Source organism: Kitasatospora sp. NPDC094015 (assembly GCF_040304075.1).
Classification (GTDB): Bacteria; Actinomycetota; Actinomycetes; order Streptomycetales; family Streptomycetaceae; genus Kitasatospora.
The window spans coordinates 18652-37846 of sequence record NZ_JBEOUL010000029.1; the positions used below are offsets into that span (position 1 = coordinate 18652).

Consider the following 19195-nt stretch of genomic DNA (forward strand, 5'->3'; position numbering starts at 1 on the left):
CCGACGGCCCGAGCGCGCATCACCACCGCACCTGGCACCTCCCCCCACAGGTAGGGGGGCCCGCCCGCACCGGCAACGGGCCGGGCGCGCTCCCGGACAGGAGCTCATCCATGCGCAGACGTCGGTACCGGCTGCCCCTGCTCGCCGCGGCCAGCCTGATCGCCCCGCTGATCGCGGTCGCCCTCCCCGCCACCTCCGCCCAGGCCGCCTCCGCCACCGCCACCTTCACCAAGGACCAGGACTGGGGCAGTGGTTACGGCGGCAGCTACACCATCAGCAACGGCACCGCCGCCACCATCTCCGGCTGGACCCTGGAGTTCGACCTCCCGGCGAGCAACAGCGTGGCCTCGCTGTGGAACGCCACCTACACGGTGGCGAGCTCCCACGTGACGGTGAAGAACCCGAGCTGGCAGCCGGACATCGCACCGGGTGCCTCCTACAACTTCGGCTTCAACATCGCCTATTCGGGCGCCTACAAGCCGCTGCTCAACTGCAAGCTCAACGGCCAGCCGTGCGCCGGCGCCCCCTCCGACACCACCGCCCCGAGCGTTCCGGGCAACCTGCAGGGCGCGCTGTCCGGCGCCAACGGCGCCGCGCTCAGCTGGTCGGCCAGCACCGACAACGTCGGGGTGAGCGGCTACGACGTCCTGGACGGCGCCACCAAGGCCGCCACCGTCACCGGCACCTCGGCGAACCTGGCCGGCCTGTCCGCCGGCACGCACAGCTTCACCGTGGTCGCCTTCGACGCGGCCGGCAACCGGTCCGCCGCCGCGGGGCCGGTCCGGGTCACCGTGCCGACCCCGCCGGTGGACACCCAGCCGCCGACCGCGCCCGGCACCCCGGGGGTGACCGGCACCAGCGCCGGTTCGGTCTCGCTGAGCTGGGCCGCCGCCACCGACAACGTCGGCGTCACGGCGTACGACGTCTACAACGGCGCCACCCTCGCCAGGACGGTGGCCGCCACCTCGGCCACCGTGGACGGCCTGACGCCGGACACCTCGTACACCTTCACCGTCAAGGCCCGGGACGCCGCGGGGAACACCTCCCCCGCCTCCGGCCCGGTGACCGCCAGGACCCAGCCCGGCGGGGGCGGCGGTGGCGGGCTGAAGATCGGCTACTTCACCCAGTGGAGCGTCTACGCCCGCGGCTACAGCGTGAAGCAGCTCGACACCTCCGGCTCCGCGGCGAAGCTGACCACGCTCAACTACGCCTTCGCCAACATCCACCCGACCACCAAGCAGTGCTTCATCACCAACAAGGCGGCGGGCAACGACTCCGACCCGAACGCCGGCGACGGTGCCGGTGACGCCTGGGCCGACTTCGGCCGCGGCTGGGACGCGGGCACCTCGGTGGCCGGCACCACCGACACCTGGGACCAGCCGCTGGCGGGCAACTTCAACCAGCTGAAGCAGCTCAAGGCCAAGTACCCCAACCTGAAGATGCAGATCTCGCTCGGCGGCTGGTCCTACAGCAAGTGGTTCTCCGACGCCGCCGCCACCGACGCCTCCCGCAAGGCGCTGGTCAGCTCCTGCATCGACATGTACATCAAGGGCAACCTGCCGGTGATCGACGGACGCGGCGGCGCCGGCTCGGCGGCCGGCATCTTCGACGGCATCGACCTGGACTGGGAGTGGCCCAACTCGGACGGCCACCTGGGCAACGTCTTCAAGCCCGCCGACAAGGCCAACTACACGCTGCTGGCCCAGGAGTTCCGCCGCCAGCTGGACGCGCTGGGCGCCACCACCGGCAAGCACTACACGCTCAGCGCCTTCCTGCCGGCCGACCCGCTGAAGATCTCCGCCGGCATCGACATCCCCGGCCTGTTCGGCGCCTTCGACTTCGCCACCGTCCAGGGCTACGACTACCACGGCGGCTGGGAGAGCGTGACCAACCAGCAGTCGGCGCTCACCCTGCCGGCCGGCGACCCGAGCCCGGCGAACCAGAAGTTCAGCTCCGAGATCGCCATCAACGCCTACGTCTCCGGCGGCGCCCCGAAGAGCAAGCTCACCCTGGGCATCCCGTTCTACGGACGCGGCTGGACGGGCGTCCCGCGCGGCACCACCAACGGCCTGTTCCAGACCGGCACGGGCCCCGGCCCCGGCACCTACGAGCCCGGCTACGAGGACTACCACAAGCTCAAGGAGATGGCGACGAGCGGCGGTTACACCGTCTACCGGGACCCGGTGGCCGGCTTCGCGTACCTCTACAACGGCAACGTCTTCTACACCTACGACGACCCGACCGAGATCGCCCGCAAGACCGCCTGGATCAAGGCCCAGGGCCTCGGCGGCGCGATGGTCTGGTCGTTCGACGGTGACACCGCCAACGGCGAGCTGATGACCGCCGTCAGCAACGGCCTGAAGTAGCCCGGGGCCGGCCCTCTCCCGCGCGGCGTGCCAGATGGACCGCATCCGGCACGCCGCGCTCCACCTCGACCTCCAGCGTCCGCACGTCCACGAACCCGGCCGCCAGCAGCGCCCGTTCGAACGGCGCGGACGGCTGCGCGCTCCACACCGCGAGCACCCCGCCGGCCGCCAGCCTGCCGTACGCGGCGGCCAGCCCGGCCGGCCCGTACAGGCCGGCGTTGGCCTCGGTGACGGTCCAGTCCGGGCCGTTGTCGATGTCCAGGCAGAGCGCGTCGTACGGCTCCCCCGGCTCCGCCAGGTGGGCCAGCAGGTCGGTGTGCGCCACCGTCACCCGCGGGTCCGCCAGCGCACCCGCCGAGTACCCGGACAGCGGCCCGCAGCGGTGCCAGTCGATCACCGCCTGCTCGCGCTCCACCACCGTGATCCGCCCCCAGCGCGGCTCGGCCGCCGCGTGCGCCAGCGAGAAGCCCACCCCGAGCCCGCCGATCAGCACCGACGGGTCCCCGGCCGGGAGCTGCGCCAGCGCGGCCGCCACCAGCAGCCGCTCCGAGCGGCCGTCCGAGGTGTCCATCAGGAAGCAGCCGTTGGCGATGATCTCGTAGTGCTCGCCGCGCTGCCGCAGCACCACCTCGCCGTACGGGCCGTCCCGCCGGTCGAGGGTGACGGGGCTCTGGGATCCGGGCATCGGACGTCCTCCGGGTGGCGCTTCGTGATCGTCCCGACTCTAGCCCCGGCACCCGCGCGACCGCGGCGATTTACCGCGCCCCGCCGGTGCCCCGCCGCTGGCCCCGCCACCCGAGCCGGGTCACCCGGCCCCGGCCACCCGGCTCCGGGTCACCCGGTGAGCAGGACCCCCGCGTACGACACCCCGGCGATCATCACCCAGGAGGCCAGTCCGAGCGCGGCGACCCGGCCGCCGGTCCGGGCCAGCGTGGGCAGGTGGACGGCGCTGCCGAGGCCGAACAGCGCGGCGGCCAGCAGCAGTTCCTGGGCCTGCTGGGCACCGTCCAGCACCCCGTCGGGCAGGCCGAACACGCTGCGCACCACGACCACCAGCAGGAACCCGGCGACGAACAGCGGCACCACCGGGGGCTTGCGCACCGCGGCGGTGGCCCGCCGCCGCTCGCGCAGCGCCACCCCCACCCCGGCCACCAGCGGAGCCAGCAACGTCACCCGCATGAGCTTGACCAGCACGGCCTCGCGCAGCGCCACCGGGCCGCCGGTCTGCGCAGTGGCGACCACCTGTCCGACGTCGTGCACGCCCGCGCCGACCCACCGGCCGAAGCCGGCCGGGTCCAGGCCGAGCGGCTGGTGCAGCAGCGGCAGCACGGCGATCGCGAGGGTGCCGCACAGCGTCACCAGGGCCACCGCGGTGGCGGCGTCCTCCTCCTCGCTGCCGGCGGCCTCGCTCACCGCACCGATCGCCGAGGCCCCGCAGATCGAGTAGCCGGCGGCGATCAGCAGCGGCTGGTCGCCGGGCAGCCCGAGCCGGCGGCCGAGCCACAGCGTGCCCGCGAAGGTCGCGGCGACCACGGCGAGCACCATCGCCACCGTGGCCCAGCCGAGCCCGAGCACGTCGTGCAGGCTGAGCTTGCAGCCGAGCAGCACGATGCCGATCCGCATCAGCCGCCGGCCGGCGAGCGACAGCCCGGGCCGGGCGGGGCCGCGCACCACGGTGCGCAGGCCCGGCAGGTGGGCGGCGGCGATGCCGAGCGCCACGGCGGCGGTCAGCCGCGGGACGGCGGGCAGCACCGCGTGCACGCCCCAGGCGGTGGCCACGCCGGCGGCGGCCAGGGCCAGGCCGGGGCCGTTGCGGCGGAACGCGGGCGGGGCCGTCACCGGCCGGGCGGTCGCCCGCAGGGTCAGTGCCACGGCGCGGTCACCGCTCCTCGGGGAGCCGGTAGACCCGGCGGATGCTGCTGCCCAGCCGGGCCAGGTCGGCCCCGTACACGTGCAGCGAAATCGCCTTGCCGGTGCCGGAGTTGCTCACCCGGTGGATGTCGCCGGGCGGCGCGAAGCCGCACACCGTGCCCTGCGGGTTGACCACGTCCTCGGTGGCGACCAGCCGGGCGGTGCGGCCGTCGGAGATCAGCCGGTAACGGCGCTCGCTCTCCTCACCGGCGTGCACCCCGGTGGTGCACCACGACAGGTGGTCGTGCACCGAGGTCTGCTGGCCGGGCAGCCAGACCAGGGCGACCAGCGAGAAGCTGCCGTCGGCCTCGGCGTGCAGCAGGTGCTGGCGGTAGCGGTCCGGATCGCCCTCGCAGTGCTCGGCGGTGAGCAGGTCCGGCGCGCCGAGGTGCGGCGCCAGCCGTTCCCCGACCAGGTACGCGGTGAGGTCCGGCGGCAGCCCGCGGTCGACGGTCTCCCGGATCTCCTCGATCAGCCCGCGCAAGCGCCGGGTGCAGGCGGCGGTGACTGCCCTCGGGGCGGTGGTGGTCATGGCTGAAGGGTCGGGGAGGGCGTCCCATCACGTCCAAGGAGGGTTTGTTGACCGGCTCCCCATCAACGCTTATGGGTCAGCAGCCGGCGCGCGTCGCGGCGGCCAGCCGCAGCTCCTCCACCACCACGGCGGTGGCCGGCACCCGCAGGTGCTCGCGCAGCACGTACGCCGAGACCCGGCGGAACTGGTGGGGTTCGGCCAGGCGCCCGGTGACCTTCTGGTGGCACATGAAGGCGAGCACCAGCGAGGGCATCAGCGCGATCCCGACCCCGGCCGCCACCAGGCTCTGCACCGCCAGGTTGTCGTCGGTGCTGAACACCACGTCGGGAGCGTAGCCCTGGTCCGCACAGATCTGCAGCAGGTTGGCGCGGCAGCGCGGACAGCCTGCGATCCAGCGCTCCTCGGCCAGGTCGGACATCCGGACGGCGTGCCGGCGGGCGAGCGGGTGCCCGACCGGCAGCAGCACGGTGAGCCGGTCCTCCAGCAGCGGGATCTCGGCCAGTTCCTCGGGCACCGGGGCGTTGCCGGCGCCGACGTAGCTGAACGACAGCGCCACGTCGCACTCGCCGCGCAGCAGCCGCTGCACCGATTCGGGCGGCTCGGCCTCGGTCAGCTCCACCCGGACCCCGGGGTGGTCGGCCAGCAGCCGGGCCATGGCCTCCGGGACCAGGGTGGCGTTGGCGCTGGGGAATCCGCAGACCCGCACCCGGCCGGCGCGCAGCCGGGCGAGCGCGCCGAGCTGCTGCTGGGCGGCGGCCAGGCTGCCCAGGATGGTCTCGGCGTGCCGGGCGAGCGCCTCGCCCGCCTCGGTGAGCCGCAGCCCGCGCCCGGCCCGGGTGAACAGCGGGACACCGGCGGTGCGTTCCAGCGCCTTCATCTGCTGGGTGACGGCGGGCTGGGTGTAGCCGAGCTCCCGGGCGGCGGCGGAGTAGGAGCCGCTGCTGACCACCTGGTGGAAGGTCTTGATGTGCCGTGAGTCGAACACCCGTGAATCATAAGCATATTTTGGGGTCCGCGATCGACCTCCGGCCTGTCACTTGGGTATCACCCGTCACTCCAGACCGTCGTCGGGGTTCACCCCTCGCGGCGCCCCTTCGCCAGCCAGCCCAGCGCCGCCCCGACCAGCAGGGTCGCCAGCAGCGCGATCCACAGCGGGGAGGTCACGGTGAACACCCAGAACTGGATCTTCACCCGCTCCAGGTTGGCGAACAGGAACCAGATCGCCAGGGCGCCGATCACCACGATGGCGATCACCCGGGTCGGGATGCCCGCGATCTCATTGCGCTTGTTGGGCCCCGGGGAGCCGGAAATCTTGGTCACCTGCGCAGTCTGCGCCGCGGCGGCCCCGAGCGGCGCCGCGCCGCCCGGGGTTGGCCCGGGCGGCGCAACGCGCTACACCCGCCCGGGGGACACCACCGCCGTCCGGCACCCGTCCGGCGGCCCTCCCGCACCCGTCCCACGAGCCCGCACCGGTCAGCGCTCGTCCCGCCAGGAGCGCCAGAGCGCCGCGTACGGGCCGTCGGCGGCCACCAGCTCGGGGTGACTGCCGTACTCGCTGATCCGGCCCTGCTCGACCACCGCGATCACGTCGGCGTCGTGCGCGGTGTGCAGCCGGTGCGCGATCGCGATCACCGTCCGGCCGTCCAGCACCCGGGCCAGCGAGCGCTCCAGGTGCCGGGCCGCCCGCGGGTCGAGCAGCGAGGTGGCCTCGTCGAGCACCAGGGTGTGCGGGTCCGCCAGCACCAGCCTGGCCAGCGCCAGTTGCTGCGCCTGCGCCGGGGTCAGTGCCGTGCCGCCGGAGCCGACCTCGGTGTCCAGCCCGGCGGGCAGCGCCCCGGCCCACTCGTCGGCGTCCACCGCGGCCAGCGCGGCCCGCAGTTCGGTGTCGTCCGCCTCCGGCCGGGCCAGCCGCAGGTTGTCGCGCAGGGTGCCGACGAAGACGTGGTGCTCCTGGTTGACCAGCGCGACCTCGGTCCGCACCCGCTCGGCCGGCATCCGGGACAGCTGCGCCCCGCCCAGCGTCACGGTGCCGCGGCCCGGTGCGTACACGCCGGCCAGCAGCCGGCCCAGGGTGGACTTGCCCGCACCGGACGGCCCGACCAGGGCGACCCGGCTGCCGGGTGCCACGTCCAGGCTGATGCCGTGCAGCACGTCCGAGCCCTCCCGGTAGCCGAACCGGACCTGGTCGGCCGTCACCCGCAGGCCGTCCGGGCGCACCGACTCGTCGGTCTCCGGGTCGGGCACCTCCCGGACGCCGACCAGCCGGGCCAGCGAGGCCTGGCCGATCTGCAGCTCGTCGTACCAGCGCAGGATCATGTCCACCGGGTGGGTGAGCGCCTGGGCGTACAGCACGCCGGCGGTCAGCTGGCCGACGGTGATCCAACCGTTCAGCGCGTACACCCCGCCGAGCAGCAGGGTGCCCAGGATCGCCAGCGTGTAGGCGGCCTCGATGGTGGGGAACCAGCTGACCCGCAGCCAGAGCGTGTACCGCTCCCAGGCCAGCCACTCGGCGATCTTCCGGTCGGTCAGCCGGACCCGCTCCTCGCCCAGCCGCAGCGCCTCCACCGTGCGGCCCGCGTCCACCGTCTCGGCCAGCACGGTGTTGACGGCCGCGTAGCCCGCCGACTCGGCCCGGTAGGAGTCCGGGGCCCGCCGGAAGTACCAGCGCGAGGAGGCCAGCAGCAGCGGCAGCCCGATCAGCGCGCTGACCGCCAGCAGCGGCGAGGTGAGCAGCAGCGCGCCGGCCACCAGGACCAGTGAGACCACGGCGACCGCCAGCTCCGGCACCGCCTCGCGGACCGACTTGGCGAGCCGGTCGATGTCGGTGGTGCCGCGGGAGACCAGGTCGCCGGTGCCGGCCCGCTCCAGCACGCCCGGCGGCAGCGCGACCGAGCGGACCAGGAAGTCCTCCCGCAGGTCGGCCAGCACCTCCTCGCCGAGCACCCCGCCGCGCAGCCGGGACAGTCCGGTGAAGACGGACTGCACCAGCAGCGCGGCCAGGTACCAGCCGACCGCGCCGAGCACCCGGCCCTCGGCGGTGCCGGTGCTCAGGGACTCCACCAGCGAGCCGAGCACCCACGGCCCGACCAGACCGGCCAGGGTGGCCACGGCGTGCAGCAGCACCACGCCGGAGAAGCCCCGGCGGTGCCGGCGGGCCAGCAGCCGCACGTACGAGCGGACGGCGGCCGGTGAGCCCACCGGCAGCATGGTGGCGGGCCCGGTCTCCTGGACGACGGGGGGCTTCATACCGGCTCCTTCACGGACTGGTCCCGGTCGACCGGGCTCTCGTCGGCGCGGGTGACCACCGCGCGGTAGTGCTCGTCGCCGGCCAGCAGCTCGCGGTGGCTGCCCACGGCGGCGACCCGGCCGGCGTGCACCAGCACCACGGCGTCGGCGCGGTCCAGCAGCAGCGGGCTGGTCGCGAACACCACGGTGGTGCGCCCGGCCCGGACCTCGCCGAGCCCGGCGGCGATCCGTGACTCGGTGTGCGCGTCGACCGCGCTGGTGGGCTCGTCCAGCACCAGCACCGGCGGGTCGGCGACCAGCGAGCGGGCCAGCGCCAGCCGTTGGCGCTGGCCGCCGGAGAGCGAGCGGCCGCGCTCGGTGATCCGGGCCGCCATGGCGTCGCCGGCGCACTCGGGCGAGCCGTCCACCAGGGCGTCCAGCACGTCGCCGGCCTGGGCCGCGGCGAGCGCCTCGGCCACCGTCACCCGGCCGGAGCGGGGCACGTCCAGCAGGTCGGCGAGGGTGCCGGAGAGCAGCACCGGCTCCTTGTCGTGGACCAGGACGGCGGCCCGGGCCTCGGCCTGCGGGACCTCGTCGAGCGAGGTCCCGCCCAGCCGGACGGCCGGTCGGGCCGGCTCGCCCTCGACGGGCGGGAGGTGGCCGCCGAGCCGGGCGGCCAGCTCGCCGGCGAAGTCCGGGTCGCCGCAGACCACCGCGGTCAGCCGGCCGGCCACCGCGGTCAGGCCGGTCTCCGGGTCGTGCAGGTCGGCGCGGTCCGGCCGGGTGAGCGTGCGGCCGGGCACCGGCTCGGCGCTGCCCCGGGACAGGCTCAGCACCCGGGTGGCGCGGGCCGCCGAGACCCGGGCCACGCTGTAGGCGTGCGCGGCCTCGCCGAGGATGCGCAGCGGCGCGGCCAGGAACGCGGTGGCGCCGTACACGGCGACCAGCTCGCCGATCCCGATCCGCCCGGCGACCGCCAGGTGCGCGCCGTACCAGGTCACGCCGACCACGAACAGGCCGGGCAGCAGCACCTGTTGGGCCTGCATCAGGGCCCAGATCCGGCTGGCCCGCACGGCGGCGCCGCGCACCAGCTGGGAGGCGGCCCGGTAGCGCCGCAGGAACAGCTCCTCGCCGCCGATGCCGCGCAGCACCCGCAGGCCGGCCACGGTGTCGGCGGCCAGCTCGGTCGCCTTGCCGCCGAGCCGCCGCTGCTCGTCGTAGCGGCGCTCGAACGGGCCGAGCAGCGGCCAGACGGCGACCGCGAGCACCGGCACGCCGAGCAGCACGGCTGTGCCCAGCAGCGGCTGGCGCACCAGCACGACCACGCTGACGCCCAGCCAGACCAGGACGGCGGCGCGCACCCGGGCGACCAGCTCCACGTACCAGCCGATCTTCTCCACGTCACCGCTGCTGACCGCGACGATCTCGCCGGTGGCGATCGAGCGGGACAGGCCGGCGCCGAGGTGCGAGGCCTGGCGGGCGACCAGCTGGCGCAGCTGCGAGGCAGCGGTGATCCAGTTCCACACCGCCTGGCGGTGCAGCAGCACGAAGCCGGCGGTCTGCACGACGGCCAGGGCGACCGCGAGCAGGCCGGCCCGCAGCAGGCCGGCCCCGTCGTGCCGGACGGCGGCCTCGATGCCGAGGCCGAGGGCGGCCGGCAGGGCCGCCATGCCGCCCAGCTCCAGCACGCCCCACCAGGTGGCGAGCAGCTGGCCGCGCCGCTGGCTGCGGCGCAGCCAGCGCAGGAACGCGGTGGGCGAGGAGAGGTCGGGAGTGCCGGGATCGGCCATGGGCAGGGGTTCGAGCGGCATGACGCTCCGTTTGCGCTGTGCTGGCAGGGTCGCTGTGGCAGAGTGCCGGGGCTCGCGGCCGGTGTCCGGGCGCGGCGGTGCCGCCCCGGGGGCGCGGACGCGGCGGGGGCGGAGCGGGGGGCGGGGAGGTTCCGTTCAGGACGTCATGGGCATCGAGCCTGCCGGTCCCGGTGTGACGTACGCAACAGGTTTTCGGTCCTGGCCCGGCCGCACCGCCCGGCCGGGGCCGATGCCGGGCGCGGGAGCCGGCGCCGGCTCCGGGTAGGTTCCGGGGCCGGGAATGATCCCGCGCCGCCCGGGGTTCGCCCCGATCGGAACCATCGGACGATCAGAGGGGCACCCCTTCTCGTGAGCACCATCCCCAGCGTCACCCTGAACAACGGCGCGGAGATCCCGCAGCTCGGCTTCGGCGTCTGGCAGGTCCCCGACGCGGAGGCCACCCCCGCCGTGCGCGCCGCCATCGAGGCCGGCTACCGCTCGATCGACACGGCCGCGATCTACGAGAACGAGACCGGCACCGGGCAGGCCGTCGCGGAGGCCGGCGTGCCCCGCGAGGAGCTGTACATCACCACCAAGCTGTGGAACTCCGGCACCAAGGACTGGTCCGGGCAGGCGGGCAAGGACGCGGTCCGCAAGGCCTTCGACGAGTCGCTGGGCAAGCTCGGCCTGGACTACGTCGACCTGTACCTGATCCACTGGCCGCGCCCGATGCACGGCAGCTTCCTGAACGTCTGGGAGGGCGTCACGGAGCTGCTCGCGGACGGCCGGGTCAAGTCGGTCGGCGTCTCCAACTTCGGCATCCCGCAGCTGGAGACCCTGCTCAAGGAGAGCTCCGTGGTGCCGGTGCTCAACCAGGTCGAGCTGCACCCGTACTTCCCGCAGGAGGAGCTGCGCGCGTTCCAGGCGCAGCACGGCATCGCCACCGAGGCGTGGAGCCCGCTCGGCCAGGGCGGCGCCCTGCTGGCGGAGCCGGCGCTGGTGGAGATCGCCGCGAAGCACGGCCGCACGGTGGCCCAGGTGGTGCTGCGCTGGCACCTGCAGAGCGGCGTGATCGCGATCCCGAAGTCGGTCACCCCGGCGCGGATCCGGGAGAACCTCGACGTGGCCGGCTTCGAGCTGGACGCGGCGGACCTGGCCGCGATCGCCGCCGTGCGCACCGGCGTGCGGATCGGCCCGGACCCGCAGTCCTTCGACTGGAACTGACCGGTCGGGCCCGCCGACGGCGGGCCGCGGATGCTTGAAGGGCCGTCACCCGGATCGGGTGACGGCCCTTCGAGCGCCCTGGCGAATCGTTACAGCCGATCCGCGCCGGTGGAACGCACTACAGTCGCGCGGCCTTGGCCAGCAGGGCCATCGCCGGCTCGTGCTCGTGCTCCTCGAGAGGGGAGAGCAGGAGCTGCTGGACCTCGCGCACGCCCGCCGCCGAGCGGTGCAGAAGGTCCTGGCCGTCGGGCGAGAGCGAGAGCAGGTTGCGCCGGCCGTCCGAGGGGTCGCGACGGCGGAGCACCAGGCCCCGGCGCACCAGGCGGCTGACCATCTCCGCCATGGTCGCCTTGTCGAGCGAGGCGAGCTCGCCGACGGTGCGCTGGTCCGCGCCCGGCTCGGTCTCCAGCGCGTCGAGCACCGCGTACTGCGGGGCCGTCAGCTCGGAGCCGACCTTCTCGGACCAGAGCTTGGTGTGCACCTGCTGCGCCACCCGGATGAGGTAGCCGATCGCCCGCTGGGCGTCCAGCATCGGCCGGGCGTCGGTCATGACGGCGACAGCGGCAGGCTCGAGCCTGGCTATCTTCGACATCACCCGGACGATCTCGACCTGCTCCTCGGGGTTGAGCGGTTCGAACAGCGTCCGCTGCACCCGGACCACGCCGCCCGTGGCCTCGCGCACCGCCTGGGCGCCGTTCTGCGAGAGCGCCAGCAGCTTGCGCCGGCCGTCGGCCGGGTCGCGGCGCCGCAGCACCAGGCCGCGCCGCACCAGGCGGGCGACCATCTCGGCCATCGTGGCCTTGTCGAGCGAAGCCCGCTCGCCCACCGTGCGCTGGTCGGCGCCCGGTTCGAGGGCCAGTACGAGCAGCACCGCGAACTGCGGGGCCGTCAGCTCGGTACCGACGAATTCGGACCACAAGCGGGTGTGTACCTGCTGGGCCACTCGGATGAGGTGGCCGGGCGACTGCTGCAGTCGGCCGGTCACTCGGGTTGTCGGGATCTCCCCCAGCACCATGAAATCCGTCCCGGTGTCACGCCCGGTGTGTGTGGGACACCCGAGCGGGGCAGTAACGGCGAGTGAGCATCCCGCTGTGATGGAAGGCACGCCAGCCGTGCAGCCGGTGGCTGCTGGCGCACACTATACAAACGGTCGGCCTGTGCTGGCAGGCAGGGGCCAATAGTAGACGCATGTTCGGCGAAGTTGGCATATTTCCCCGGCCTGTCGGGGTCGTGTCAGAGTGCGCTTCACCCGCTCGGACCCGAGTCGCCCTCACCCTCCGTCACCTGCGGCGCTGCCCTCTGGCCCGGAATCCTACTCGCCGGTAGGGTGACCGCGCACCACGCAGCGCAACCATCCCCCGCCCAGCGCGGGACCTCGGGGGAGGCCGCCGTCAACTCTCCGGCCTCGCCCGTCACCCCACCGAGAGAGACGAGTACGAGCATGACCGAGCAGACCACCACCCCGCGGGTCGCGATCGTGACCGGCGCGGCCCGCGGCATCGGTGCCGCCACCGCCCTGCGCCTGGCGGCGGACGGGTACGCGGTCGCGGTGATCGACCTCGCCGAGGAGGCCGCCCGGGAGACGGTCGAGCGGATCACGGCGGCGGGCGGGCGGGCGCTGGCCGTCGGCGCGGACGTCTCGGACGCCGAGCAGGTGCAGGCCGCGGTCGACCGGATCGCCGAGGAGCTGGGCGCGCCGGTGGTGCTGGTGAACAACGCCGGCGTGCTGCGCGACAACCTGCTGTTCAAGATGTCCGAATCCGACTGGGACACCGTGATGGGCGTGCACCTGAAGGGCGCCTTCCTGATGACCCGCGCGGTGCAGAAGCACATGGTGGACGCGGGCTTCGGCCGGATCGTCAACCTGTCCTCCTCCTCCGCCCAGGGCAACCGCGGCCAGGCCAACTACTCCACCGCCAAGGCCGGCCTGCAGGGCTTCACCAAGACCCTGGCGATCGAGCTCGGCAAGTTCGGCATCACCGCCAACGCGGTCGCCCCCGGCTTCATCGCCACCGACATGACCGCCGCCACCGCGGCCCGGGTCGGCATGGAGTTCGAGGCCTTCAAGGCCGCCGCGGCCACCCAGATCCCGGTCGGCCGGGTCGGCGTCCCGGAGGACATCGCCCACACCATCTCCTTCCTGGCCGGCGAGGGCTCCGGTTTCGTCTCCGGCCAGGTGATCTACGTCGCCGGCGGCCCGCTCGACTAAGCGGTCCGCTCGACCAGGCGGCCCGCTCGACCGGTGCGCGATCGCGACACGCCGGAGGGGTCTCACCGTGCGGGCCGGCGCCGGTGAGGTCCACACTCGAGGGGAAGCCGGTCGCCCGCCCGGCGACCGGCCGGCACCTTCCCCCCCGGAGGCCCTACATGAGCGAGCCCACCGACGTCGACTCCATGCCGACCCCGGACCACCTGCTGCACACCGGATCCGAGCACCCCGTGGATCCCGAGGACCTGGTGCGTGCCTCGGGCCGCGAGCCCACCCCCGAGCTGATCGAGAAGGCCCGGCAGGATCTGGCCAAGTACGGCGCCGCGGCCGTGGAGCGCCTGCTGCCCTGATCAGCACCCGTCCGGCGTACGAAGGCCCCGCAGCGATGCGGGGCCTTCGGCATTTCCAGGCATGGGCACCTCACATCCGGACAGTTCCGATCAGGTCCTGTCAGGGCCATGGTCAAGCGCGGGCAACTGCGCTATACCTGCTCGCAGTTGCTCAATACTGCACTGTGAGAGGTGCTTATGCGCAGAACTGTGCACCATCCGCTCATACGACCGGCCGCCCTGGCCCTCGCCGCCGCACTGACCCTGGGCTCGGCCGGCCTCAGCGCCGCCCTCGCCCCCGCCGCGGTCGCCGCCACCACCAGCGCGGGCGCGGTCACCGCCTTCAGCGCCGCCGGGTCCGTCTACTCGATCGCGGCCGGCACCGCCCGGGCCCGGGTCAGCTTCACCACCGACCGCGTGTTCCGGATCGAGCTCGCCCCCACCGGCACCTTCACCGATCCCACCGGCAGCGACATCGTGCTGCCGCAAGACGCACCGCCGGCCACCAGCTGGCGCGACGCCGGGGACCACTACGAGATCTCCACCGCCCAGCTCACCCTGCGGGTCTACAAGGCGGCCCTGCGGTTCGCGCTGTACCGGGCCGACGGCAGCCAGGTGTGGTCCGAGGCCAAGCCGCTCAGCTGGGACGGCAGGTCCACCACCCAGACCCTGACCCGGGGCGCCACCGAGCAGTTCTTCGGCGCCGGCGAGCAGAACGGCTCGTTCACCCACCGCGGCCGGACGGTCCAGGTCGGCCAGGACACCAACTGGAACGAGGGCGGCCACCCCAACTCGGTGCCGTTCTACCTCTCCTCGGCCGGCTACGGCGTCTTCCGCAACACCTACGCCCCCGGCAGCTACGCCTTCACCGACCCGGTCGCCACCACCGAGCAGGAACTGCGCTTCGACGCCTACTACTTCGCGGGCCCGAGCACCAAGGACGTGATCGGCCAGTACACCTCGCTCACCGGCAAGCCCTTCCTGCCGCCGATCTACGGACTGGAGATGGGCGACTCCGACTGCTACCTGCACAACGCCAACCGCGGCGAGCGGCACACCCTGGACGCGCTGAAGGTCGCCGACGGGTACGTGCAGAACGACATGCCGAACGGCTGGATGCTCGTCAACGACGGCTACGGCTGCGGTTACGAGAACCTGGCGCAGACCGCCCAGGGCCTCCAGCAGCGCTCGATGCAGCTCGGCCTGTGGACCGAGAACGGCCTCGACCGGCTCGCCGACCAGGTCAGGGCCGGCCAGCGGATCGCCAAGCTCGACGTGGCCTGGGTCGGCTCCGGCTACAAGTTCGCCCTGGACGGGTGCAAGGCCGCCTACCAGGGCATCGAGGCCAACAGCGACGCCCGCGGCTTCACCTGGGCCCCGGAGAGCTGGTCCGGCGCGCAGCGCTGCGGGGTGCAGTGGAGCGGCGACCAGTCCGGCAGCTGGGACTACATCCGCTGGCAGATCCCCACCTACGCCGGCGCGACCATGTCCGGGATGGCGTACGACACCGGCGACGTGGACGGCATCTTCGGCGGCAGCGCCAAGACCTACACCCGCGACCTGGAGTGGAAGTCCTTCCTGCCGGCCGTCATGTCGATGGACGGCTGGGCCCCCAGCGACAAGCAGCCCTACCGGTACGGGGATCCGTACACCGCGATCAACCGCAAGTACCTCAAGCTCAAGGAGTCGCTGCTCCCCTACATGTACAGCTACGCGGCGGAGGCCGCCCGCACCGGTGTCGGCCCGGTCCGTCCGCTGGCGCTGGAGTACCCGGACGACCCGGTGACGGCCACCGACGCGGTGAAGTACGAGTTCCTCAGCGGTGAGGACTTCCTGGTCGCCCCGGTGTACGCGGACACCTCCCTGCGCGACGGCATCTACCTGCCCAAGGGCACCTGGGTGGACTACTGGACCGGCCGCACCTACCAGGGGCCGACCACCGTCAACGGCTACCAGGCGCCGCTGGACACCCTGCCGCTGTTCGTCAAGGCCGGCGCGGCGGTGCCGATGTGGCCCGGCGTCAACTCCTACCGGGACCGCACCGCCGGCTCCCCGCTCGCCTGGGACGTCTACCCGCAGGGCCACAGCTCGTTCAGCCTGTACGAGGACGACGGCGTCACCCGGGAGCACCGCAGCGGCCGGTACGCCACCCAGACCGCCACGGTGGACGCGCCCACCACCGGTACCGGGCAGGTCCGGATCGGCCTGAGTCCCAGCACCGGTGACTTCACCGGCAAGCAGATCGCCCGGCCGTACCGGTTCGCGGTGCACAGCACCACCGCGCCCACCCAGGTCGCGCTGGGCGGGCGGGCGCTGCCGAGGTTCACCAGCAAGGCCGCGCTCGACGCCGCCGCCGAGGGCTGGTGGTACGACCCGGCCGACCGCGGCGGCGTGGTCGACGTGAAGACCGCCGCGCTGTCCACCGCCGGCGCCGTGCAGCTGGTGCTGGACGGGGCGAGCGCGGTGGAGGGCGGCTCGGGCCCGACCGATCCGGGCGGGCCGCGGGCCGACAGCTGGGCGAGCGACCTGCCCTGGGCGGACTCCGTCAACGGCTGGGGCCCGGCGGAGCGGGACCGCAGCAACGGGGAGCAGGGCGCCGCCGACGGCCACCCGCTCACCCTCAACGGCACCACCTACCCGAAGGGGATCGGCGCGCACGCGGCCTCCGACATCGGGATCGTGACCGGCGGGCACTGCTCCTCGTTCACCGCCTCGGTCGGCATCGACGACGAGATCAACGGGTACGGCGACGTGACCTTCTCGGTCCGGGCCGACGGCGCGACGCTGTGGACCTCACCCACCCTGACCTCGCAGTCGGCGCCGCTGGCGGTCGACGTGCCGCTGGGCGCGGCGCAGCGGGTGGACCTGGTGGTGAGCAGTGTGGGCACCGCCACAGGTGACCACGGCGACTGGGGCGCGCCCCGGTTCCACTGCTCCTGAAACGAGCGGCGTTGGTCATTTCCGGTCACGGAAATGACCAACGTCACATTTTCGCGACGGATCCCGCAATCAATTGGAGAAACCTCCGTGAATCGACGGACAGACCACCTCCACCAGCGGTAATAGCACCGAGCGCAGCGTCGTCGGACCGCGGTGACCAGCCGATTTCCGGCAACCCCGGGAGCGCCACCGCGAGCCCGGGGTAATCTCTGGGGCGTGCCAGCCAGAATCGAATCCGCCGACTCCCTTAATGCCTCCGCCCAGGACGGAACCCTCATCGAGTCGGGTTGGCCGCCGATCAGCAGACGGCACGCCATGGTGTTCGGGCTCACCGGCATCGCCTACCTGCTGGTCGTGGTCGGGATCCTGTGCGACACCCCGCTGGTCGACCTCGACTGGGCGATCCAGCAGTTCCGGCCCTATCACCACTGGCCCGACCTGGAGCCGTTCCTGGACGTCTGGGTGGTGGCGGGCCAGCGCGGCCCCACCGCCATCGCCGCCCTGCTGTGGCTGGCCTGGCGCTCGCACCGGACCAGGACCCTGCGGCCGCTGCTGGTGATGGGCCTGGCACTGCTGCTGCTCAACCTCACGGTCGGCAGCGTCAAGATCGTCACCGGCCGGCTGGGGCCGCACTACGCCCACTACGTCGGCTCCCCCGAGCTGTTCTCCGGCGGCAACATCTTCCCGTCCGGGCACACCGCCAACGCGGTGGTCACCTGGGGCGTGCTGGCCTACCTGGCGGTCCGGGGTCGCCGGGTCGGCGCCGTGCTGGCGGCCGCCACCGCCCTGTCGGTCGGCCTCACCACCGTCTACCTCGGCACCCACTGGGTCTCCGACGTGCTGGCGGGCTGGGCGGCCGGGCTGCTGGTGCTGCTGGTGCTGCCGCCGGCCGAACCGCTGGTCACCGCGGTGGACACCCGGATCGCCCGCTGGCGCCGCGGCGAGTGACCGCCCGGGGCCGGCGCCGGGCCCGGCCCGCGCAGCCGTACCCCTCGCGGCGCGGCCGACCTACGCTGGAGGGGTAGGTCACGCAGGCGAGCCGGGGAGGCGGTGTCCGGATGCGTACGGCGAAGACCCCCAGGACCTGGCGGAGCGGGACCGAGCCCGCGACCGCCCGGACCGACCTCAAGCTGCGCTTCCTGCTGTCGGTCCTGTTCACCCCGCTGTTCGCCCTGGTGACCGCGGGCTTCGCGGTCTGGGCGGCGCGCTCGACCTCGGCCGACAACCCCAGCCAGGCGATGCTGACGGTGTTCGCCGTCGTCTGCGGACTGCTGACACTGTTCGCCGCCGTCGACCTGATGGTGGTGATCCGCCGCCGGCGCACCGAGCTGTGAGGCCGCCGCCCCACCGACCTCCTCCGTGGTCTTCCGTACCGGACGCGGGCATGACACCGTACGGGCATGCGTCTTCGAGCCACCCTGCTGGCCGCCACGGCCACCGCCGCCCTGACCCTGTGCGCCTGTTCCGGAGGCGGTACGACGAGCACCGCCGGCGGTGCCGCGGCGTCCTCCGCCTCCGCCGCCGCGGGCAGCCCGACCGCCCCGATCGCGCCCTCGGAGCCGGCGCCGCAGGGCACCGCCGCGAGCACGGCCCCGAGCACGGCCCCCGAGGCCTCGAAGCCGGCGCCGCCGAGCGACGCGGGGCTGCCGCCCGCGCCGGACTCCGCCGCCACCGCCAAGTTGATCGCCGCGCTGGACGCGATCGACCCGGAGATCGTCGCGGGCAAGCCGGACAAGGCGGTGGACGCCGCCCGCAACCAGTGCCAGGCGATCTTCAACTTCCCCAAGGACCGGCCGAAGCTGGTCGAGCTGACCAACCAGCGCTTCACCTCCCCCGCGCACCCGGGCGGCTTCGGCCCGGAGAAGGCCGACAAGATCCTCACCGCCCTCCAGTCGACCCTCTGCGCCCCGCCGCGCTGAGCCTGCGGGTGGGGCCGGGCCAGCACACCGGCCCCCACCCGTCGCTCACACCGCGGGCGCGGGCGGGCGCAGCTGCGGTTCGCGGGCGTAGACCACCGCCACCGCGGCCACGCAGGCCGCCTCCGCCAGCAGCACCACGCCCGGCCCGGCCGGCAGCGCCGCCGCCCCCACCAGGCCGCCGACGAACATCCCGAGCACCGTCGTCAGCCGCTGCACCCTGGTCAGACCGCCGCCGCCCGGCGCCGCGTGCGGTGGCGCGAGGGTCGCGATCAGCTTGATCAGGGTCTGCTGCGCCAGCGTGGTCGGCATCTCCGGGATCCGGGTCTGGAAGACCACCCGGCTGCGCCAGCCCATCGCGAAGGTGAGCAGCAGGGACACCACCGTGGCGTGGCCACCGGTCGGGACGGCGGTGCCGCCGGTGGCGAGCGCGTAGCCGCCGCCCGCGCCGACCATGGCGGCCTCCAGCAGCAGGCCGGTGGTGAACCAGCGCCGCCCCACCGCCAGCCGGCGCGCGATCACGGCGTGCGCGGCGGTCGCGCCGAGCAGGAAGCCGGCCAGGGCCAGCGCCGGACGGCCGACCGGCAGCCCCTGCGTGCCGGCGATCCCGAACGCCAGCAGCAGCAGGTTGCCGGTGGCCAGCGCCGCGAAGGCGTGGCCGAGCGCCAGGAAGCTGACCGCGTCCACCACCCCGCTGGTCACGGTCAGCGCCCCGAGCACCCCGGTGATCCGCCGCTCGACCCGGTCGGCCAC

At 73.8% G+C, this 19195-nt stretch carries 17 protein-coding genes; 8 read left to right on the forward strand and 9 right to left on the reverse strand.

Features of this window, described 5'->3' with window-relative positions:
* Window positions 1-110: 110 nt before the first annotated feature.
* Window positions 111-2366, forward strand: a complete 2256-nt coding sequence (locus tag ABT014_RS27385) for a glycosyl hydrolase family 18 protein (protein ID WP_350641872.1) — start codon at window positions 111-113, stop codon at window positions 2364-2366.
* Here ABT014_RS27385 and ABT014_RS27390 read toward each other — a convergent pair.
* The 7 genes from ABT014_RS27390 to ABT014_RS27420 form a co-directional block, all read right to left on the reverse strand.
* A complete protein-coding gene (locus ABT014_RS27390) occupies window positions 2347-3051 on the reverse strand; it encodes a spermidine synthase family protein (protein WP_350641873.1) in 705 nt (234 codons plus the stop codon). The genes ABT014_RS27385 and ABT014_RS27390 overlap by 20 nt on opposite strands.
* A 149-nt stretch (window positions 3052-3200) precedes the next feature.
* Entirely contained in the window at window positions 3201-4232 is a 1032-nt protein-coding gene (locus tag ABT014_RS27395; RefSeq protein WP_350641935.1) for a YeiH family protein, read from the reverse strand.
* A gap of 13 nt (window positions 4233-4245) precedes the next feature.
* Window positions 4246-4809 carry a cysteine dioxygenase family protein gene (locus ABT014_RS27400; protein ID WP_350641874.1) on the reverse strand — a complete coding sequence of 188 codons (564 nt, stop codon included), beginning with the start codon at window positions 4807-4809 and terminating at the stop codon, window positions 4246-4248.
* A gap of 76 nt (window positions 4810-4885) precedes the next feature.
* Window positions 4886-5794: a LysR family transcriptional regulator gene (locus tag ABT014_RS27405; RefSeq protein ID WP_350641875.1), complete on the reverse strand. Its 909-nt coding sequence runs from the start codon at window positions 5792-5794 to the stop codon at window positions 4886-4888.
* A gap of 89 nt (window positions 5795-5883) precedes the next feature.
* Complete coding sequence (locus ABT014_RS27410; protein WP_350641876.1) at window positions 5884-6129, reverse strand: LapA family protein; 246 nt, start codon at window positions 6127-6129, stop codon at window positions 5884-5886.
* 153 nt (window positions 6130-6282) lie between these two features.
* On the reverse strand, window positions 6283-8055 hold the full coding sequence (locus ABT014_RS27415; RefSeq protein WP_350641877.1) for an ABC transporter ATP-binding protein: 1773 nt from the start codon (window positions 8053-8055) through the stop codon (window positions 6283-6285).
* Entirely contained in the window at window positions 8052-9845 is a 1794-nt protein-coding gene (locus ABT014_RS27420; RefSeq protein ID WP_350641878.1) for an ABC transporter transmembrane domain-containing protein, read from the reverse strand. Before ABT014_RS27420 ends, ABT014_RS27415 begins: the two co-directional genes overlap by 4 nt.
* A 348-nt stretch (window positions 9846-10193) precedes the next feature.
* On the opposite strand from ABT014_RS27420, the gene ABT014_RS27425 reads away from it, so the two are divergent.
* On the forward strand, window positions 10194-11048 hold the full coding sequence (locus ABT014_RS27425) for an aldo/keto reductase (protein WP_350641879.1): 855 nt from the start codon (window positions 10194-10196) through the stop codon (window positions 11046-11048).
* A gap of 118 nt (window positions 11049-11166) precedes the next feature.
* On the opposite strand, the gene ABT014_RS27430 is transcribed toward ABT014_RS27425, so the two are convergent.
* Window positions 11167-11967: a MarR family winged helix-turn-helix transcriptional regulator gene (locus tag ABT014_RS27430; RefSeq protein WP_350641880.1), complete on the reverse strand. Its 801-nt coding sequence runs from the start codon at window positions 11965-11967 to the stop codon at window positions 11167-11169.
* A 522-nt stretch (window positions 11968-12489) separates the two neighbouring features.
* Here ABT014_RS27430 and fabG point away from each other — a divergent pair.
* The 6 genes from fabG (at window position 12490) to ABT014_RS27460 (ending at window position 18445) form a co-directional block, all read left to right on the forward strand.
* On the forward strand, window positions 12490-13257 hold the full coding sequence (gene fabG, locus ABT014_RS27435; RefSeq protein ID WP_350641881.1) for a 3-oxoacyl-ACP reductase FabG: 768 nt from the start codon (window positions 12490-12492) through the stop codon (window positions 13255-13257).
* Window positions 13258-13415: 158 nt separating this feature from the next.
* The gene (locus tag ABT014_RS27440) at window positions 13416-13607 is read left to right on the forward strand and encodes a hypothetical protein (RefSeq protein WP_350641882.1); all 192 of its coding nucleotides are present in this window, start codon (window positions 13416-13418) and stop codon (window positions 13605-13607) included.
* Window positions 13608-13796: 189 nt separating this feature from the next.
* On the forward strand, window positions 13797-16526 hold the full coding sequence (locus ABT014_RS27445) for an NPCBM/NEW2 domain-containing protein (protein ID WP_502895110.1): 2730 nt from the start codon (window positions 13797-13799) through the stop codon (window positions 16524-16526).
* A gap of 216 nt (window positions 16527-16742) precedes the next feature.
* Window positions 16743-17474 carry a phosphatase PAP2 family protein gene (locus ABT014_RS27450; RefSeq protein WP_350641883.1) on the forward strand — a complete coding sequence of 244 codons (732 nt, stop codon included), beginning with the start codon at window positions 16743-16745 and terminating at the stop codon, window positions 17472-17474.
* Window positions 17475-17584: 110 nt separating this feature from the next.
* Window positions 17585-17860, forward strand: coding sequence for a DUF6343 family protein (locus tag ABT014_RS27455; RefSeq protein WP_350641884.1), 276 nt, complete (start codon window positions 17585-17587; stop codon window positions 17858-17860).
* 66 nt (window positions 17861-17926) lie between these two features.
* Window positions 17927-18445 carry a hypothetical protein gene (locus tag ABT014_RS27460; RefSeq protein ID WP_350641885.1) on the forward strand — a complete coding sequence of 173 codons (519 nt, stop codon included), beginning with the start codon at window positions 17927-17929 and terminating at the stop codon, window positions 18443-18445.
* Window positions 18446-18490: 45 nt separating this feature from the next.
* Here ABT014_RS27460 and ABT014_RS27465 read toward each other — a convergent pair whose 3' ends face one another.
* Window positions 18491-19195 carry a YoaK family protein gene (locus ABT014_RS27465; RefSeq protein WP_350641886.1) on the reverse strand — a complete coding sequence of 235 codons (705 nt, stop codon included), beginning with the start codon at window positions 19193-19195 and terminating at the stop codon, window positions 18491-18493.